Here is an 18,013-nt window from a genome sequence, read left to right as displayed (position 1 = left end):
TTCACTCCCCTCTGCTATGGTTTTCAGGTTTGCAGCGGTGGTTATCCAATTAACCTTTTGAAAAAGGGTTTACTCGATGGTCTCAAGTAGCCAGTCTGGAGCATCCCTGTCTTTCCTGTCAAGGAGGGTATTTCCTATACGCTCTACCAGTCTTGCAGCTCCTGCGTATCCCATGATCGGGAAGTAGTGCAGGTTTGCCCTGTCCATAATCGGGAAGCCTACCCTGATCAGGGGAACATCCTCTGCTCTTGAGATGAATTTCCCGTAGGTATTGCCGATAAGGAGATCCACAGATTTTCTCTTGATGATCTGGTGAAGGGTAAACATGTCCCCTCCGGAAATTACATCAGCCTCCGGGTACTCCGGACCTATGAGTTCTTCTACCTCTTTTTCGAACTCCGAACTCTGGGTTCCTGTAAGTACTACAGCAGGTTCCATACCCATTTCCATCACAAGACTGGTCAGGCCTGTAAGGATATCAGGGTCCCCGTAAATAGCTACCCTTTTTCCGTGGTAGTGCGGGTGAGCATCCGTCATCATATCCACAAGCCTTCCCCTCTCATCTTCAAGTTCGGGAGGAATTGCCACATTAGCAAGTTTTGCCGCATTCATTACAAAACGGTCGGTATTCCTGATCCCTATGGGAGTAGGCCCTATTTTTGCCGGGACTTTGTAGCGGCTTTCAAGTATCTTTGCAGCCGATCCTCCTGCCATTTTGCAGAGAGCAATTGTCCCAACTGAGTTTGCGGAATCCTCTATGTCACCTATAGGAGTCCCACCTTTTGGATACATCATGGGTTCTCCGGTCAGAGGAGCGTCAAAGACGTCAGTCGTATCGGGAAACACAATGCTGGAAATTCCCATTATTGAGAATATGCGTTTCATTTCCCGTATGTCCCCAGGTTCTACAAAACCGGGGATGAGGTTTAATTTCCCGTTTGGTTTGCTTTTTTTGGCAAAGGTGGTTACAAAGGCCTTTACCATGTTGTCATAGCCTGTAACATGGGTGCCCACGTAACTGGGGGTAGAAGCTGCACAGATCTTAATAGAAGGGTCTATGAGTTCTTCAGCACTTACGTCTTCTAAGATGACCCCTATGTCGTCACCTATTGTTTCAGCTACGCAGGTGGTATGGATGGCGATTACTTCAGGTTTGTAGACTGTAGTCAGGTTTACGAGGGCTTCCTTGAGGTTTGATGCGCCTCCGAAAACGGCAGTACCTTCCGAGAAACTGCTGGTAGTTGCCAGTGCCGCTTCCCGGTAGTGCCTGCTTAAGCACATACGCAGGTAAGAGAGGCATCCCTGGGACCCGTGACTGTGTGGCATGCAGTTGTGTACACCAAGAGCTGCATAGACTGCGCCAATTGGCTGGCAGGTTTTTGCAGGGTTAATGGTTACTGCTTCTCTGGTTATTTCTTCACATGGGGTATAGTCAAGCATTTTTATCACCTCTTGTTTTTTGCCTCTCAGTATACTCCTGAAGCTTTCCAGGGTGGGTGTATGAACTTCCAGGTAGGGCTGTGCAAAGCCATATCAATGTCCTTTGCAAAGTTCAAAACTCCGGAAAAGCCTGTATACCTTCCGCTGTAATCGTATGAATGGATCTGCCTTGACGGGACTCCAAGTTTCTGAGCCCAGTACTTATCCTTGATTCCAGAGCAGAAAATATCTGGCTTAAGGGATTTTACAAGAGCTTCCGTCTCGTGGTGGTTAAGATCATCGACAACAACGGTGCCGTCTCTCGTATCAGGGAAAAGACCTTCATATTCCATGAGTCCAATTTTCTTTTTCAGTTCTTCAATCCTTTCCGGGCTGACTGCAGGTTCGATGCTTTCATCCCTTTCATAGTGTATGTCCTCCAGAATTGAGCCAAGAGCATTCTCCTTGATCTGTGGTATGATCTGCCTGCCTTCGTAGTCATCTCTGTGGGCAAACTGGTAGCCTGCAACAATCACTTTCATGCCAAGTTCCTCAAAGAGGCCTGTATAGTGATCCGCTCTGGAACCTCCGGCATAGATGAAGGCGGTTTTTCCCTGGAGTTTCTTTCTGTACCTATCGATTTCATCCTTATACTTTGCCTTTTCTTCGGCAATGGTTTCTTCAGTTTTCCTTGTAAGCTCCGGATCGTCAAAGTACTCTGACATTTTCCGAAGGGATTTTTCAGTGCCCTTCGTGCCTATGTAATTGACCTTCAGCCAGGGAAGTCCGTATTTTTCTTCCATCATGCGGTTCGTGTAGTTGATAGAACGGTGGCAGAGCAGAATGCTGAGTTTTGCCTGGTGAGCCTGCGCAATTTTATGAAATGAACCATCTCCAGTGAAGGTTGAGACAATTCTGTACCCTATTTTTTCAAGGATTGGCTTTATTTCCCAGAAGTCTCCGCCTATATTGTATTCCCCGAAGACATTAATGTCAAAGGGTGTTGGGTCTTCAAGTTTCTCGGTTCCGATAAGGTGTTCCATCAGGACATTGCTTGCAATGTGGTGTCCTGCTGACTGGCTAACTCCTTTATATCCTTCACATCTGGAAGGAACAATCTTGATCCCATAATCTTTTTCAGCTTGCGCGGCAACGGCTTCTATATCGTCTCCGATAAGCCCTACAGGACAGGTTGCAGAGATGCTTATTGCTTCAGGCTTGAAGATCTTTACAACCTCGTCAATGGCTTTTTTGAGCTTTTTCTCACCACCAAAAACGATGTCAGTTTCCTTCATGTCTGTGCATACGCAGTAATTACTGAAGTTGTCTTCGCCTTCTTCTGCTTTTGCAAGGTTTCGCCTGGTCCCCCAGGTATAGAATGCACAACCTATAGGACCGTGGACGATGTGCACCATATCCTTGATTGGCCCGAAGACCACACCTTTCGAGCCTGCAAAAGCACACCCGCGGTTTGTAAGGATGCCTGGAATTACCTTTTCATTGGCATCTATATGCTGTTCAGTACAACAGTCTCTAACAACTATGTGTTTTCTTCTGTTCCTTGCAGCTTTTTCCGGGAGCACTTTTAACATTTCATCGACAAGCTTTTGTTCTTCTTCAATTTTGGAATCTATTTCTGCTCCCATTATACCAGCTCCTTATTTACAGTCGCCTCTCCGCTTTCACCAGTCCGGATACGGATTGCTTCAGTAACGTCTGAAACGAAAATCTTTCCATCTCCTGCATTTCCGGTCTGGTTAACTTCTATGATTTTCTGGACCACTTCACTTACATCTTCGTCATCCACAACGATTGTGAACATGCGTTTTGGAATAAAGCGAATACAGGTCTCAGCTTCTTTTTCCGGATCTGGCAGAGGGGGATTGAATTCATGGCAAAGCCCTCTTTGTTTTCCGCGGCCCATAACCCTTCTTACGGTAAAAGAAGGAAAGCCGCATTCAAGCAGGACATCTTTAGTTCTCTGGGCTTTGTTCATCCTGATTATCGCAGTTATCTCTTTCATAGGATTTTCCTCCGAAAATCCGGCTTTAAAGTCCTGGTTTTCCAGTCCTTATGGTATAGGCTTCTTCCACAGGGGTTACGAAGATCCTACCATCTCCGTATTTTCCGGTCCTGGCGGACTCCATTATAGTCTGTATAGCCCTGTCTTTATGTTCGTCTTCTACTACCATCAGAAGCATGGTCTTCTGCAGTTCGTCATAGTTGATGTCTGCTATATGGATCCCTTTCTGCTTCCCTCTTCCGAAGACTTCCATTTTTGTAAGAGAAATACAACCTTCTTTTTCAAGGCTCTCGATAACTTTGGTTTCCATTCCTGGTCTGATGATTGCACGTATCATCTGCATAATTTTTAACTCCTCTTCACTCAATAATTATAGATTTACAGTTCCGAACTCAACCATCATATCTCAACAATTCCGAATTCAACCATCATGGCCTCTAATTCTTCCATTGGAAGCGGCGTCGGGACAACAAGTTTGTTGTTGTTCTGGACGTTTTCGGCAAGGGTCAGGTACTCTTTTGCCTGGTCGGATTCGGGGTCAAAGTCAATTACAGTCTTCCTGTTAATTTCTGCTCTCTGGACAATGTTGTCCCTGGGCACGAAGTGAATTAAATGACTTCCAAGTTTCTTTGCGAAAGCTTCGAGGAGTTCACGTTCTCCATCCACCTTCCTGCTGTTGCAGATGATGCCTCCCAGACGGGCTCCACCCTTGGCAAACTTAGCAAGTCCTTTACAAATGTTATTTGCAGCATAGATAGCCATCAGTTCTCCACTGGCAACTATGTAAATCTCTTTGGCTTTTCCTTCGCGGATAGGCATTGCAAATCCACCGCATACGACGTCACCAAGTACGTCGTAGAATACATAGTCAAGGTCCTCGGTATATGCTCCAAGGTTTTCGAGTAGCCCGATTGAAGTGATAATTCCCCTGCCTGCACATCCGACACCCGGTTCAGGCCCTCCGGATTCCACACACTTTATGCCACCAAAGCCCGGCTGTAAGACAGTCTCAAGGTCAACTCCCTCATCTCCTTCACTTCTAAGTGTATCAAGTACAGTTTTCTGGTTCAGGCCGCCAAGCAGCATTCTGGTGGAATCTGCTTTTGGGTCACATCCTACAAGCAAAATTTTATTGCCCATAGTCGAAAGGGCCGCAGTCAGATTTTGCGTGGTAGTGGACTTTCCTATTCCACCTTTTCCGTAAATTGCTATCTGTCTCATTTTTTCCTTGCTCCTTAATTCTTTCTTCGGCACAGGAAGCCGGTAACCGTTGTACTATGTAATTGTATTTATATCTTTCCCTTAGTGAGATATCTATTATAACTAATTGACTTTATTTGTGAGTTTCAGGAAAGAATTAATAAACAATTCCCTGTAAATTGCAGAGCTAAAAAGAATAACAGGAAGACCCTTTGATGATCCCTGAAGCCTCTTATGATGTAATCGTTGTTGGTGCAGGCCCTGCAGGTTCTACAGCCGCAATGTATGCTGCAAAGAAAGGCGCCTCGGTGCTTCTTCTTGATAAAAAAAGAGAAATAGGGAGCCCTATTCAGTGTGCTGGCTTCCTCCCTGATGCTTCGGAAGTCCAGGCCCTGATCCGTGAAGCCAGGCTTCCAGACACACTGAAAAACTACCCTGATTCCTGTGTGCTGCAGCGTATTGATACTCAGCGTATTGTCACTCCAAACTGTAATATAAAAGAGTTCGCTGTCAGGGGGACAGTCCTCGACCGGCGCAGGTATGACCAGTTCCTTGCCGAACAGGCAGCAAAAACAGGAGCGGAACTGATGATTAAAACCCGCGTAACAAAAATTGAGGGGACAACTGTTGAAACTTCAGGAATCTTTGGGAAACACAGAATTAAAGCAAAAGCGATTATCGGAGCTGACGGTCCCAATTCCCTTGTAGCAAAATCAAAAGGTCTTGCCCTTAAGCCCGAGTCAAGGGAAACATCGGTTGCTCTTGAATACCAGATCAAAAATGTGGATATTGATCCTTCTTCCCTGGAAATGTATTTCGGAAAGGATTTTGTGCCCGGTGGCTATGCATGGATTTTTCCCGAAGGCCAGGACCGGGCAAATGTTGGAATCGGTATCCGAAGCGGTATGGCTGAGAAAGGTGTCTCTGCAAAAGAGTACCTGCACCGTTTTATGAGGGACCATCCGCTTGCAGGACCAAAACTGAAAAACTGCATAATTATGAACGTTATTGCAGGAATTATCCCTGTAAATGGCGCTCCTGAAAGAACCGCAACTGAAAACACACTGATTGTAGGGGACGCAGCAGGCCATGTTTTTGCAACAAACGGAGGTGGAATTCCTCCTGCAATGATTGCGGGAAAAGTAGCGGGAGAAACTGTAGCTGAGTTTGCAGCCGGGATGTGCCGGCTTGAAGAATACGACCGCCGCTGGAGAGCTCAGTTCGGACCGGCACTGGAAACGTCGGTACAGGCAAGGAAGCTTATGGATGGGATTATGAAATCCGATACTCTGATGAATGCAGCTTTCAAACTCATTTCTCCTGAACATATGAAAGTCATGCAATGCGGTAAACTCCCAGGGCCCGTAAAACTTGGACTCCAGGCGCTGAACCGCGGAAAGAAATAATCTGGATGGAAATATGCAGAAAAGAATAAGTTATATGAAAAACCGGAGAAAAGAATAAGTTGTATGAAAAACGAAGAAAAGAAGAATAGGTGCACAAAGGAGCGACTATTTAGTCGTGTCTTGCATACACCGTTCCAAGTTTTACTGTAGAATTTCTCTACAGAACCCCAGACTCAGAGTTCAATAGCAAAGTCAAGCGGCTCTTGTAGCATTTGCAGCTTCCATAACAAAACTTGACAATAGAATACAGATTTCTATTGTCAAGTTTATATGATTAAAAACGTCATCAGTAAATGTAATCTGTTACAGTTGACGGATTTATCCCACCACTAAAGTAGTGGGGATCTCCTTCGCTGTTTTAAAATTAAGTTACTTCCTTTACATTTCTTTCTCTTCTGTAATTGATTCTCCTCCTCTTTCTCCTGCTTTTGCTTCGGGCATCCTCCTCTTTCTTAATTCGGTTTCTGCATCTTCTTTATTGTACTTTGCTTCCGGGTAGACAGGCCGTATCTCAAGGGCTTTATCAAAAGAGGCAATAGCTTCTTCGTATCTTCCGAGAATTACATATTCAAGTCCTCTGAGGTTCCAGACTCCTGCAAAATCAGGTTTCAGCTTCAGAACCTTATCGAAATACTCAATCTTTTTTTCGGGATCTGTTTCGCTAGTCGCAAGCCTGTACCATTCCTCTGCGGTCTTGCCCTCAATTTTCTTTTTGAATAAGCTGTCTAGAAAGCCCAATAATATCACTCCCTATTTAGAAGATTGGTCTGGAGGTAGAAATAGATGATTCTTCTTTTAGCCGAAGTAGCAAAAAGAAAATTAAATAAAAATCTGGAATAAAAATAGTAAACATGATATAAAAGAAGGATGTCAAACCGAAACATTAAGGATGAAATATCTAAACATAAACGGGGTAAGGCACCGGAAAATAGTATTGAAAATGCAAAATGCTAACAAATTAAAAACATTTGAATATAAGGACATTTAAAAAAGAAAAAATTTAGGAGCTTACTGTGAAAGCATTTCTGTTTCGTTAAGTAAGCTTCTAAAGTCGGAAGTAATCATCATTTTGGTAATGTTTCCTGAGGTAGTTACGTTGTAGGTTACTCCGCGTTCGGTGGAGTTTGCCTGCAGAGCCTTAATCTCATCAGTGAAGTTGGATTCGGGATTAAGGTAAAGGAACGTCTGACTGTAACTGCCGTCATCCAGTTTTTTGATATCCATGTAGCGTTGATCGGCCGGAAGAGTAGAATTATTCGTCTTTACGGTCAATTCCTGGTAGAGGCTTCCTTCAGTATTCGCCTGGCTCAGGAGGCTATTGTATTCGGTTGAAGCAGTTGCGTTTCCTTGCAGCACGTCAATCACATCTTGCACGCTCTGGCGAGAACCAAGGATCACAGGGCTTCCGGCTACATTCCAAATGTCATAGGTATTATTTGTCCTTGCAAGGAGACTGTAGTTATCGTACTGGACTGCTCCCCAGGGCATTATCATTTTACGCTCCGGAATCTGGTGGAGTTCGAACCCATTACCATCAGCATAACGTGCCCCATAGCGTTTGGTTACGTCTGCCCCATATAGAGAATACATAATTGTTTGATTCCCAAAGAACTGTTCAAATGGAGTTCCTGTCGTTCTCTGAAGGTCTACGTATGAAGCGCTTACTACCCCTTCAGGGGACATGTTTAACCCGTCGGCAATGGAGTTGAATTCATGGTGGACCTGTCTGCCAGGAATTTGAGAAAAAGCGATCGTATTATTTTCCTCCAGATTTCCGGAAGAAGAAGCATTATCACTCTTATCTTTATTTGAGTTACCTGAAAAGAAGATCGCACCGGCTGACAAAAGCATTGTTAATGCCAAAAAAACAGCCAGATATCTCTGGTTTTTTGTTACTGGGTCCTTTTGTTTCATCAATGAAACCTCATTACATAAAGTTAATTTTTCGGACAGTAGAAATCATGCATATGATATCTAAACATATTGTCTTAAACATTTGACCATAGAAATCATGCACCTGATATCTAAACATATTGTCTTAAACATTTGACCATAGAAATCATGCACCTGATATCTAAACATATCGGCTTGAACATTCTGACAGTAAAAATCACGTACTTGATATCTAAACATATCGACTTAAACATACTTGTTTGAGATTTGTTAAGATAAGAACTTTTCCTGATATTTTTCTCATAAAACCGAGTACTGAATCTAAGATCTGGAATTGGGTTTAAACTGGGGTTGCTTACCACGAATGGATATGCCGACTTTTTCACTCAAGGGTGAGGATTTTAAGCATATTTGTGCCTCCGGGTTTTCCTGAAGACGGACCCTGGGTGAAAACAACAATGTCTCTGCTTTTAACAAATCCAAGTTCTTTGGCTTTCTCAGTAGTCTCTTTTTCCCAGCTTTCAATATTTTCTTTTACAGCAACGGGATAAACACCATAGGATAAAGAGAGGAAGCCGCAGGTTCTCGGGACGCGGCTGAAAGCAAGGATCCAGGTATCAGGCTTAAAACGTGAGATCCTGCGGGGTGTTGCTCCGCTTCGGGTTGGGGTCATTACGGCTGCAACCGGCAGTTTTTGCAGGGCTTCATGCACCTGGAGGGTTATTACCTCATCCACTGACATCTCTCTTGCTGTTATGCCCTTGAGAATAGTGTCAAGTCCCCATTTTGTCCTGGAACGCCAGTCTTCTGTGGTTTTTGCAATTTTTGCCATCATTTCAACAGCTTCCACAGGATAATTCCCAACTGCCGTCTCTTCCGAAAGCATGACCGCATCCGTGCCATCAAGGATTGCATTGGCAACATCGGTTGCTTCTGCGCGGGTAGGCCTTATATTATCAGTCATTGAGGCCAGCATTTGAGTGGCTGTAATTACCGGAATTCCAAGAAGTTTTGCGCTATAGATAAGTTCCTTCTGGACTGAAGGAACTTCCTGGATAGGAATTTCGACCCCAAGATCTCCTCTGGCAATCATGAGAGCATCGGTTTCTTTTAGAATTTCCTGGATATTCTCAACAGCCTGCCTGCGTTCGATTTTAGCAACAATATATACAGACTTTTCTTTAGCTGCAGCAAAATCCCGGACCTTACGAATATCTTCCGCACTTTCTATAAAAGAAATGCTGAAAGTGTCGATCCCCTCGCGAAGGGCAAAATCAAGAATTTCCAGATCCCTTCCCGTTATAGGATCAACTAAGATCTTTGCCCCTGGTAGATTTAGCCCTTTATGAGAATAGAGTGGACCCCCTATAAGGACCTCACAACGCACATCTTTTCCCGAAATTTCCAGGCAGCGAAGCTGGATAAACCCGTCGCTTAAGTAAATAAGGTTCCCTGGAGCCACACTTTCTGGAAGCTGCTTGTAGCTTACAGGAATGCGTGTATCATTTCCGGCAGTCTCGTCAACCGTAAGGGTCACAGGGTTTCCTTTATGGAGCACGATAGGTTCTTTTTCCAGTTTGCCTATACGGATCTTAGGGCCTGGCAGGTCGGCGAGAATCGCAACTGTCCTGTCAAGTTCCTCTGCAACCTTGCGGACTCTCCGGATTACTTCGCCATGGCTTTCGAAACTCCCGTGGGAAAAATTGATCCTCGCCACGTTCATTCCAGCAAGCACAAGTTTCCTGATCATTTCCTCGGAAGAGGAAGCAGGGCCTATGGTGCAGACGATCTTTGTTTTATGGTCCGGAATTTGCATATTTTCACGACCTTTAATGCCCAACCTATTAATCAATGCAGCCTTAAGAATTCGTATTGATATTCTGCAGGCTTCTACAGATATTATTATTTGCCCTTATAGATATTAAGGGCATCTGCGACGCTTGCATCTTCAACCGTTATTGCATAGACAGCATTACACATGCGGACAGCTTCATCAAGAGGCTTCTGGTGAATGTTTCTTCCGGTTGCATTTCCCTGTGCTCCGGAAACATGAATCTGGTCATAGAGCTTTTTCAGGAAAGCTTCAGCTTCGTCACTGGAACCGCCTGCGCAAACGACCTTAGTGCGCCCTGCAGCTTTGATAGCTTCCTTAAAGACCTCGGCAGACTTTGCCCCTTCCTTTTTCGGGTAATTGACCTTTACAAAGTCCGTACCAAGGCAGGCTCCGACTCCTGTTGCTCCTGCAATAAGGTGTGGGTCTTTTTCATCTTTTACAGCTTCACCGCGTGGGTAGATCCAGAGCACGGATAACAGTCCATGCTGGTGGGCATCGTAAATTACCTGAGCGGCCTGAACAAGCATATCAGCTTCGAATTCGCTGCCAAGATAGATTGTATATCCTACGCCAAGGATGTTGAGCCCACTGTTTTCCTTAAACTCAACGACCTGGTCAATGTCATACCAGAGGTTGCTAAAAGGATCAGCCTGTGCAGTCTCAACGAGATTGGTCTTGGAGTTTACCTTTACAAGATATGGCAAGTCCCTATAGTCCATGCCGTAGCGGGCAATAAGTCCGAGCTGGGTTGCAAAAACTCCGATTTTTGCCTGGGACGCTATCCTGAAAAGGTGTTCGGGATCAGCATCATCCACAGGGACTCCTTCTCCATAAAAATCATCGTTCAGATGCTCTACTTTCTGGTCGCCTGCAAAAAGCATTAATCTACCGGTTCCCCGGGTCATCTCCATATAATTGTTCACGTAATTTTCACGCATTGCTTTAGGGACATCCAGAGGTACGGTTACATCCTCTTTATTAATCGAAACCATTGTATAAACCTCAGTTTTATTGAATCGTAATTAGTTGGATGGTAGTAATACTGTTAAAGTGTATTTATGTATTATCTCTAATTCTTCTTACTACCTTATCCCTCTCAGGAAATTTATAATTTTTCCGCTCAGTATTGGCGCATGTCTATTCAGGAGTCGAATTTATTAATATTCTGCTGAAAATGTGGACTCCACAAAGTGATTTATAAAAAAGAATTTGACTATGAACTGGACTCAGAAAATTTAAAATTTAATTAATAGGCAGGCGAAGATAAGATAAAATCTAAAGCCGAGTTTAGAAAAAAATTTTTAACTTCAATGGATAAAAAGCAAAAACAGCCAGAGAGAATAATAATTTGAATTTAATTAAAAACATAAGAGTCTTACGCCGCTTGCAGGGCTCGAACCTACGACATTCTGGTTAACAGCCAGACACTCTACCAACTGAGTTAAAGCGGCTTTTTGATAGGAAAGTTATTAGTTTACTCTCGAACCTTCTTATACAAGAGATTCTTTGGATATATAGTTTATGGGCCTGACCGGATTTGAACCGGTGACCGCTCGGTTATGAGCCGAGCGCTCTAACCTGACTGAGCTACAGGCCCTTATTGATTCTATGACGCTATTAGTAGCTTATAGTATGGCTTAAATAATAAAGTTTTTGCATATGTTGTATCTATTCTAGGAAGAATAGTGTAAGAAATAAGAAATGCAAAAATTTACGCCGCTTGCAGGGCTCGAACCTACGACATTCTGGTTAACAGCCAGACACTCTACCAACTGAGTTAAAGCGGCTCATACAATCGGATGTGGTCGTTTTACCCACCTCATCGCGAACACTCCTAAAGCGATAATATTATTTATATATTTCGCTTTGAGAGGTTTCCACAACCATTTATGCACTGAGAAATCTGATGAAGCAGGTGTTTGTTAACTCAGAATAGTACCATCTGGTTAGAAATATTGTATTCCAGTCCGTTTATTTAGATCACATTCCTACGTTAATGTTCAATGATATTCAATTATATTTTATGATATCCAATAATGTCCAATAATATTCAATATATTATTTTTTCATTTGGATCTTTTTCTTTTTTACTATTTGTAACCGTTAGTTTGTCCTTTATTTTAGCATGAAAATTATTAGCATGAAAATTATTAGTATGAAAATTCTTTCAAGTCCTTTCATTTCTTTGTGCCTGTTATTCGAAGAATTTCATTTGTGGTTTAGTTGATATTATTCTCAAGATGTACGTAAAGTAGTTTTTAGGTCCTTTTGCTCCGATCCTCAGTGCAACTGAAGCTGACTTGCGTTCCTTGCACAAAAACGCAAGTGTTTGTCATTGAATATTTAATCAGGCAATATAAACCATATAACGCTGGACGACCTGAAGACAAAAAACACAAGATTTTGTTGAGACAGAAAACACAAGGTTTTTTAGACAAAAAAATTATATATAGGAATTTTGTAGTCCTATTTCGATCAGGGAGGGAAAAACGACCTTGTTAAAACAATTTTCAATTATTCTTATCATTTATTTCCTTGGCGACCTGATACAGAAAGCTTTAGGATTGCCAATTCCGGGCAATGTCCTGGGAATGCTCATTCTTTTCTTTAGCCTGTATACAGGTGTAATTAAACTCAATATGATAGACAAAGTAAGTGATTTTTTACTGGAGAACATGGCTTTTTTCTTTCTTCCCGCAGGTGCCAGCTTAATAACCTGTTTTGCCTTGCTTGAAGGAAAAATGACTGATATTCTTGCAGTTTCCCTTATTTCTACCTTTATAATACTGGCTGTAACAGGGCTTACTGTGGAACTTGTTCAAAGGTTTTTCAGGAGAAAGCCGGTAAAAAGGGCCTGTCAAATAGAAAATATAGGCAATAAAGCTAATAATAACGACTCTGGAAGGAATACAAAAAGTGTGCATGCCCGTGAGAATAGAAGAGAGGAGGTGATCTGAAATTGCAGACCGATTTTTTGAATGAGTTTGTCAATATGCCTCTGTTTGGGATCTTACTCTCTTTAGTAGCTTTCCAGGTAGGCACACTATTATATAAAAAGACCCAGCTTTCGATTCTTAACCCTCTGCTTGTGGCTTCTGTACTTGTAATGGTTTTCCTGCTCTTCTTTGGAATCAATTATGAGACTTACAACCTTGGAGGAAATTATATTTCTTTCTTCCTGGGGCCTGCAACTGTGGTTCTTGCAGTACCTCTCTATAAAAAGATCCAGCTATTGAAAAGTAATGCACTTCCTATTCTTGCAGGAATAATTGCAGGCTGCATAGCCGGGATCTCAAGTATTCTTGCTCTTTCCAACCTGTTAGGGCTTGACGATACCATAAGCAGATCTCTTGCTCCCAAGTCCGTAACTACTCCTATAGGAATTGAAATCTCAAAACAGATAGGTGGCCTGCCTGCAATAACAGTAGCTGCAATCGTATTTACCGGAATTATAGGTGCTATTTTGGGCCCGTTTATCTGCCGCTGCTTCCGAATAAAAGATAAAGTTGCAGTTGGTGTCGCAATCGGCACCGCATCCCATGCGCTTGGAACAACAAGGGCAATAGAACTTGGAGAAACCGAAGGGGCAATGAGCGGGCTTGCAATAGGAATCGCAGGTTTAATTACAGTTTTCCTGGTTCCCATGCTGCTTTATGTCTTTGGGCTTATAACTTGAATGGCAAATGGCAGATTTCAAACAGGCAAAATTTCATTTTCGGGTGCAGATATTAAGTAAAAATTCTAAGTAAAAATTCCGGTTTCAGGGCAAAATATTACACTATAATCAATTTTTCCCGATATTTTAAATGACGTATCCGGGATCATCGGAAATCCGTGTACATCCTCATCTGCCACTGACCGTTCTGTATCTTTTTTCTTATAACCCCTTTTGCCATTTCCACATAGATTCCTCTTATCTGCGGTATGAGCATGGAGAGCCCTATTATATCGGTCAGAAAACCCGGAGTTATAAGGGCAAAGCTTCCAACTAACACAAAGAACCCATGCAGGAGCTCGTTTCCGGGCATATATCCTCTGCTTGTTGATTCCTGGATCTCGCGAAGCACGCGAAGACCTTGGGATTTTGCAAGGTAAGCGCCCAGGCTTGCGGTTGTCAGAATAATAAGCACGGTGTTTAAGGCTCCGATCATTCCCCCGATCTTGATGAGCAGATAAAGCTCAATAACGGGGATGATTAGGAAAATAGAGAAGAGTTTAAAAAACATGCTAATCATTTTCAGGATTTTAAATTTATATCTTTATTGCTGATTAAGTACTTATTAACGTTTAATACATGTTAGTAATAGTTAAAATATGCTTTTAAACTTTGGCCTGCCTTTTTGATGTTACATTTTCCTGCTTTTTTCGTTCTGAGATTCTATTTTCCTGATTTCTCAATTATTCTCTTTTAAAGTCGATTTACTTCCATTCCCTTTCAGTTTTTCTACTGGAACTTTCTTTTCAATTCCAAACAATAATTATTATATTTTTATATATTTCCATTTATTTTTCATGTATTCCCTGCCTTAACAGGTCTATTTCTATCATGCAAAGTTCTCTTTGTCAGGAAAGCACTGTTGCTTTAAGAGAGCAACTATTTTATTTAGCGATAAAAAGGGATAGGCTGTTATACGATTGCTATAATATTATGTTCGTGATCTAACGCACTATTTAATGAAATAATATTATACTAAAGATTGTACGCAATACTAGCGCACTAATATATTCTATAAAACGTAAAATATACTCCGGATGTTACAAAGATAGTTTCGCCTATCCCCCTAAAAAGTGTTTGTTTTTCTGAGGTGCCGGATATATGGACTTCGATGCAATTGATGACTTTGTATATAAAGTAATTGGGACTATAGGATCCGATCAGAAGAATCTGTGTTCTGCGATTGATTTTGCCCTGGATCTTGCGGAAGAAAAATCGTTTTCCCCCTATGATTTGCTTGACCTTTCGAATGCCTGTAAGCAGCAGAAAATGGTTATGGAAGAATATGTTTTCGCAAAAGCCTGCTTCATAAAGGCTTCCGGAAAGCTCCGTGAAGAAGCCTGTTTTGCGCTGGGCACTGCGGCGCAAATTCTGGGATTTTCCCTTGAGGCTGAAGCAAGCTATCTGGAGGCTCTAAAAGAAAATCCAGAAAATGGAGATGTAAGGTGTGCCTATGCCGAACTTCTTTTAGAACTTGGAAGGACAGAAGCGGCTGAGAAGGAATATAAAATTGTACTTGAAGCTTCTCCAGAACATGTAAAAGCAAATACAGGATATGCTTACCTCCTGACCGAGTACGGGTATGTAAGGGAAGCTGAAGAGTGCTACTCAAGAGCGCTTACGACAGATCCTGACTATGTCCCTGCCAGAGGAGGGTATGCAAACATGCTCTTTGAGCTGGGAAGGCTCAGGGGCGCGGAAAAGGAATACAGGCTTGCAATAGAACTGGACCCTGAAGACCCAAGCCTCCACCACAATTTTGGAGTTTTACTTTCTTTTCTGGGGCGTTCTTCAGAAGCCGAAGTTGAATACAGACAAGCTCTTTCTCTTAACCCGAGACACAGGAGAACTCTTTTTAAATACGGAAATCTCCTTGCAAGAGAAGGCAGGGTTTCAGAAGCCGAAGCACAATACATGGAAGCTCTTGCCCTTGACCAGAACGATGCAAAAGTCCATTCCAATTATGCAAATCTTCTGGCCCGCTTCGGGAGAAGATACGAAGCTGAAATGGAATACAAGAAAGCGCTCAGTCTGGACCCCGAGAGTGCCGAAGGACATTACAGTTATGGAAACCTTCTTTCGGAGATCGGGCGCCTTGACGAAGCTAAGAACCAGTATGAACAGGCTCTTGTCCTGAATCCCTATTATCCCCCGATTCACTATAGTTATGGCCTTCTTATGAGAAAGATGGGGCGCTTTGACGAAGCCAAAAAGGAATATACGAAGGCCATGCAGCTCGATCCGGATATCGGAAGCAAAATGACCGAAACCTGGATTATTCTGGACTAAAAAAATGTCTGGAATTTTGTCTGATCTTTCCCTAACTTATTCTGATCAAAATAACATCCAACCCGGCATTTTCTTTTTTACTTTTTATTAATCCTTTGAATATGGGCTGACATATTCAAAACAAATTACAGTAGAGTTTTTTGGTAAGCTTTTTTTTGGTAAGCTTTTTTTGGTAAGCTTTTTTTTGGTAAGCTTCCTTTCATTCATACTGCTTTCCAAAGACAAAAAGTTTAATCTCTTCTTTTTCAAATAACGCAAAAGCCGCCGCATTCCCCAGTCCAACATAGTCAGGGCAGGAAAAAAGGGAGAGCAATTTCTCATCAAACCACCATTTGTACCCATTTTCAAGGGCTGTGTGGCCTCTTATAATCCTTTTCAGGTTATTTGTCTGTAAAAAACCATCAACAATATCTGGCCCGAATTCTTTTACAGTCGAACCCCGGGTCGAAGCGGTGATTCCGGGACGTTTTGAAGGATCGTTCCAGAGATAAGAAAAAGCAAAGGCTTCTTCCTTCCTGATGCTATCAATGCTGCCGGTTCCGTTAATCCCGCCGTGTACGCAAAATGTATGCTCCGAAAGTACAGCTGCTATCGGCATTTTATCATATGTCTGGCTGGCCCTTAAAAGAAAACCCTGATCAAAACCGATTTCCTCAAAAAAACCGTAGTAGAGGTTCATATCCACAGTTTCGTGATTTCCCCTGAGTAAGAATATGTGTTCAGGCTCTTCAAGCTTCAGTCTAAAAACCTTTGTAAGTACTTCGACACCTTGAGGTCCTCTATCCACATAATCTCCAAGAAAAAGAATGTTCTTACAGTTCATTTCTTGCCTTTTTTCTATTATGAATTCAAGGGCCTGAAGGTCCCCGTGAATATCTCCAATAACCATTATAGGCTCGGCGCCAATTCGAAGCACGGCTGGTTCCGACTCCAAAACTCGGTCTATTTTCGGGAGAATAAGAAGTAGTTCTTCTTTTGCGGCAATTTTCCTGGAGACCTTTCCTGATACCATAGGTTAACCTCTGTTCAAGTTCTTCTTAGAGAGCCGATCTGAAATTTTCTATATGTTCTCTCTTAGGGAAGCTAATCTAAAAGCGTTCTTTAGATACAGGGAATTTTTATGCGATAAACATTTCCAGGCTTCAAGAAGAAGTTCTTCCAGCATTCTTATGCCAGCAAATTCTCAATTTTTGTTCGTGAAGGCAGGCTTATAGTGTCAAAGTCTAAAATCAAGTATGTAAACTTAATAGCTCAAGCAATTAAAAGTTCAAGCAATTAAAAGTTCAAGCAATTAAAAGTTCAAGCAATTAAAAGTTCAGGCAGTTAAAAGTTCAGGCAACTTAAATTTCAGGCAACTTAAATTTCAGGCAACTAGGTGGACAACAAAAAGTTCAGACAAAGAAGTTCAGACAAAGAAGTTCAGGCAAAGAAGTTCACACGACAAGGCGTTTAGACAATTAAAAATCCATAAATTAGACTCAGTCCCAAAATCTAGTGATAAAAGTAAGTGTAACATCACTACACAAAATTATAATTCTATAATTATGTAATGATGTTACGGCAAAAACAATGGTAACTATAAACCTTACTCTTAATAACTTTTCGGAGCTCCCTGCTCTCTTAGACGTTTTTGGTTGTTTTGGAAACGATTATGAATATACCACACGAGGAATTTTTCGTAGAAAAATTCCTCCAGTCTGTTCAATTTGTAGTACTCCAATGGTTCATAATGGCTATAATCCTCATACTAAAGAAGGTCTTGGAGAAATCAACATTGGTCGATATAAATGCTCAAATTGTGGTAATACACACGAAGAAGATCATAGTTTTTGGGAAGATCTGAAGACTTTACTTTTTAATTCATTCAATGATTTCTTCCAGTTACTCAGATACCATAACGTTTCATACGATGGAATTTCTGATATAATGGACTTCATCTATCCRAGATCAAAAAGCACTATTTTAAGAGCATTCTACGAAGAAATGGAACAGAAAACTGTTCCATTTTCAGAAAATATACATATGGTGCACTATGACGAACAACATCCAAAAGAAGGAAGATGTCAGAAATACCGTTTAACTTTACTGGATGCAAAAACTCAAAGAACGATAGCAGATGAACTTTTTGAAGATAAGAGTTCAGAAACCATCAAGGGATTTTTACAGAAAAATCTGGATGCATCAGAGCCTGTGTTTATCGTTACGGACTTTGATAAGAGATACCCTGATATATT

General features: G+C 42.0%; 15 protein-coding genes, 3 tRNA genes and 1 pseudogene. 5 read left to right on the top strand and 14 right to left on the bottom strand.

Going from position 1 to position 18,013, the window contains the following annotated elements; all coding sequences use genetic code 11:
- Positions 1-69: 69 nt before the first annotated feature.
- Genes nifK through nifH form a run of 5 tightly spaced genes read right to left on the bottom strand, consistent with a single transcriptional unit; the run spans position 70 to position 4,663 of the window.
- The gene (gene nifK, locus FXW07_RS14890; RefSeq protein WP_229396100.1) at positions 70-1,440 is read right to left on the bottom strand and encodes a nitrogenase molybdenum-iron protein subunit beta; all 1,371 of its coding nucleotides are present in this window, start codon (positions 1,438-1,440) and stop codon (positions 70-72) included.
- A gap of 26 nt (positions 1,441-1,466) precedes the next feature.
- Positions 1,467-3,065 (bottom strand): nitrogenase molybdenum-iron protein alpha chain, encoded by a 1,599-nt coding sequence (gene nifD, locus FXW07_RS14885; protein WP_229396099.1) that lies wholly within the window; start codon positions 3,063-3,065, stop codon positions 1,467-1,469.
- On the bottom strand, positions 3,065-3,442 hold the full coding sequence (locus FXW07_RS14880; protein ID WP_229396098.1) for a P-II family nitrogen regulator: 378 nt from the start codon (positions 3,440-3,442) through the stop codon (positions 3,065-3,067). The genes nifD and FXW07_RS14880 overlap by 1 nt, the downstream gene beginning before the upstream one ends.
- Before the next feature lie 25 nt (positions 3,443-3,467).
- Positions 3,468-3,785, bottom strand: coding sequence for a P-II family nitrogen regulator (locus FXW07_RS14875; protein ID WP_048154070.1), 318 nt, complete (start codon positions 3,783-3,785; stop codon positions 3,468-3,470).
- A 56-nt stretch (positions 3,786-3,841) separates the two neighbouring features.
- A complete protein-coding gene (nifH, locus tag FXW07_RS14870; RefSeq protein WP_229396097.1) occupies positions 3,842-4,663 on the bottom strand; it encodes a nitrogenase iron protein in 822 nt (273 codons plus the stop codon).
- 194 nt (positions 4,664-4,857) lie between these two features.
- Here nifH and FXW07_RS14865 point away from each other — a divergent pair, with 194 nt between their 5' ends.
- Complete coding sequence (locus FXW07_RS14865; RefSeq protein WP_229396096.1) at positions 4,858-6,048, top strand: geranylgeranyl reductase family protein; 1,191 nt, start codon at positions 4,858-4,860, stop codon at positions 6,046-6,048.
- A 378-nt stretch (positions 6,049-6,426) separates the two neighbouring features.
- Here the strand turns inward: FXW07_RS14865 and FXW07_RS14860 are convergent, their stop codons facing one another.
- The 7 genes from FXW07_RS14860 to FXW07_RS14830 form a co-directional block, all read right to left on the bottom strand.
- On the bottom strand, positions 6,427-6,795 hold the full coding sequence (locus FXW07_RS14860) for a tetratricopeptide repeat protein (protein WP_346655667.1): 369 nt from the start codon (positions 6,793-6,795) through the stop codon (positions 6,427-6,429).
- 261 nt (positions 6,796-7,056) lie between these two features.
- Positions 7,057-7,962: a hypothetical protein gene (locus tag FXW07_RS14855; RefSeq protein WP_229396094.1), complete on the bottom strand. Its 906-nt coding sequence runs from the start codon at positions 7,960-7,962 to the stop codon at positions 7,057-7,059.
- Positions 7,963-8,323: 361 nt separating this feature from the next.
- Entirely contained in the window at positions 8,324-9,757 is a 1,434-nt protein-coding gene (pyk, locus tag FXW07_RS14850; protein WP_229396093.1) for a pyruvate kinase, read from the bottom strand.
- Between the two features lie 86 nt (positions 9,758-9,843).
- Positions 9,844-10,767, bottom strand: a complete 924-nt coding sequence (locus tag FXW07_RS14845; RefSeq protein ID WP_229396092.1) for an aldolase — start codon at positions 10,765-10,767, stop codon at positions 9,844-9,846.
- Between the two features lie 386 nt (positions 10,768-11,153).
- Positions 11,154-11,226: transfer RNA gene (locus FXW07_RS14840), tRNA-Asn, on the bottom strand.
- A gap of 71 nt (positions 11,227-11,297) precedes the next feature.
- Positions 11,298-11,372 (bottom strand) — tRNA-Ile (locus FXW07_RS14835).
- 117 nt (positions 11,373-11,489) lie between these two features.
- Positions 11,490-11,562 (bottom strand) — tRNA-Asn (locus FXW07_RS14830).
- Positions 11,563-12,270: 708 nt separating this feature from the next.
- Between FXW07_RS14830 and FXW07_RS14825 the strand changes: the two genes are divergently transcribed.
- The gene (locus FXW07_RS14825; protein ID WP_229396091.1) at positions 12,271-12,732 is read left to right on the top strand and encodes a CidA/LrgA family protein; all 462 of its coding nucleotides are present in this window, start codon (positions 12,271-12,273) and stop codon (positions 12,730-12,732) included.
- A 2-nt stretch (positions 12,733-12,734) separates the two neighbouring features.
- Positions 12,735-13,451: an LrgB family protein gene (locus tag FXW07_RS14820; RefSeq protein WP_229396090.1), complete on the top strand. Its 717-nt coding sequence runs from the start codon at positions 12,735-12,737 to the stop codon at positions 13,449-13,451.
- Between the two features lie 145 nt (positions 13,452-13,596).
- Here FXW07_RS14820 and FXW07_RS14815 read toward each other — a convergent pair whose 3' ends face one another.
- The gene (locus tag FXW07_RS14815; RefSeq protein WP_229396089.1) at positions 13,597-14,001 is read right to left on the bottom strand and encodes an FxsA family protein; all 405 of its coding nucleotides are present in this window, start codon (positions 13,999-14,001) and stop codon (positions 13,597-13,599) included.
- A gap of 590 nt (positions 14,002-14,591) precedes the next feature.
- Here FXW07_RS14815 and FXW07_RS14810 point away from each other — a divergent pair.
- Positions 14,592-15,779, top strand: a complete 1,188-nt coding sequence (locus FXW07_RS14810; protein WP_229396088.1) for a tetratricopeptide repeat protein — start codon at positions 14,592-14,594, stop codon at positions 15,777-15,779.
- 199 nt (positions 15,780-15,978) lie between these two features.
- Here the strand turns inward: FXW07_RS14810 and FXW07_RS14805 are convergent, their stop codons facing one another.
- Positions 15,979-16,791, bottom strand: a complete 813-nt coding sequence (locus FXW07_RS14805; protein ID WP_229396087.1) for a serine/threonine protein phosphatase — start codon at positions 16,789-16,791, stop codon at positions 15,979-15,981.
- 557 nt (positions 16,792-17,348) lie between these two features.
- On the opposite strand from FXW07_RS14805, the pseudogene FXW07_RS14800 reads away from it, so the two are divergent.
- Positions 17,349-18,013, top strand: a pseudogene (locus FXW07_RS14800) (ISNCY family transposase); the annotation flags it as partial.

This window comes from Methanosarcina sp. DH1 (genome assembly GCF_020804205.1).
GTDB classification, from domain to species: Archaea; Halobacteriota; Methanosarcinia; order Methanosarcinales; family Methanosarcinaceae; genus Methanosarcina; species Methanosarcina vacuolata.
The sequence above is the reverse complement of the archived record's forward strand: the minus strand, read 5'-3'. Positions and strand labels throughout refer to the sequence as shown.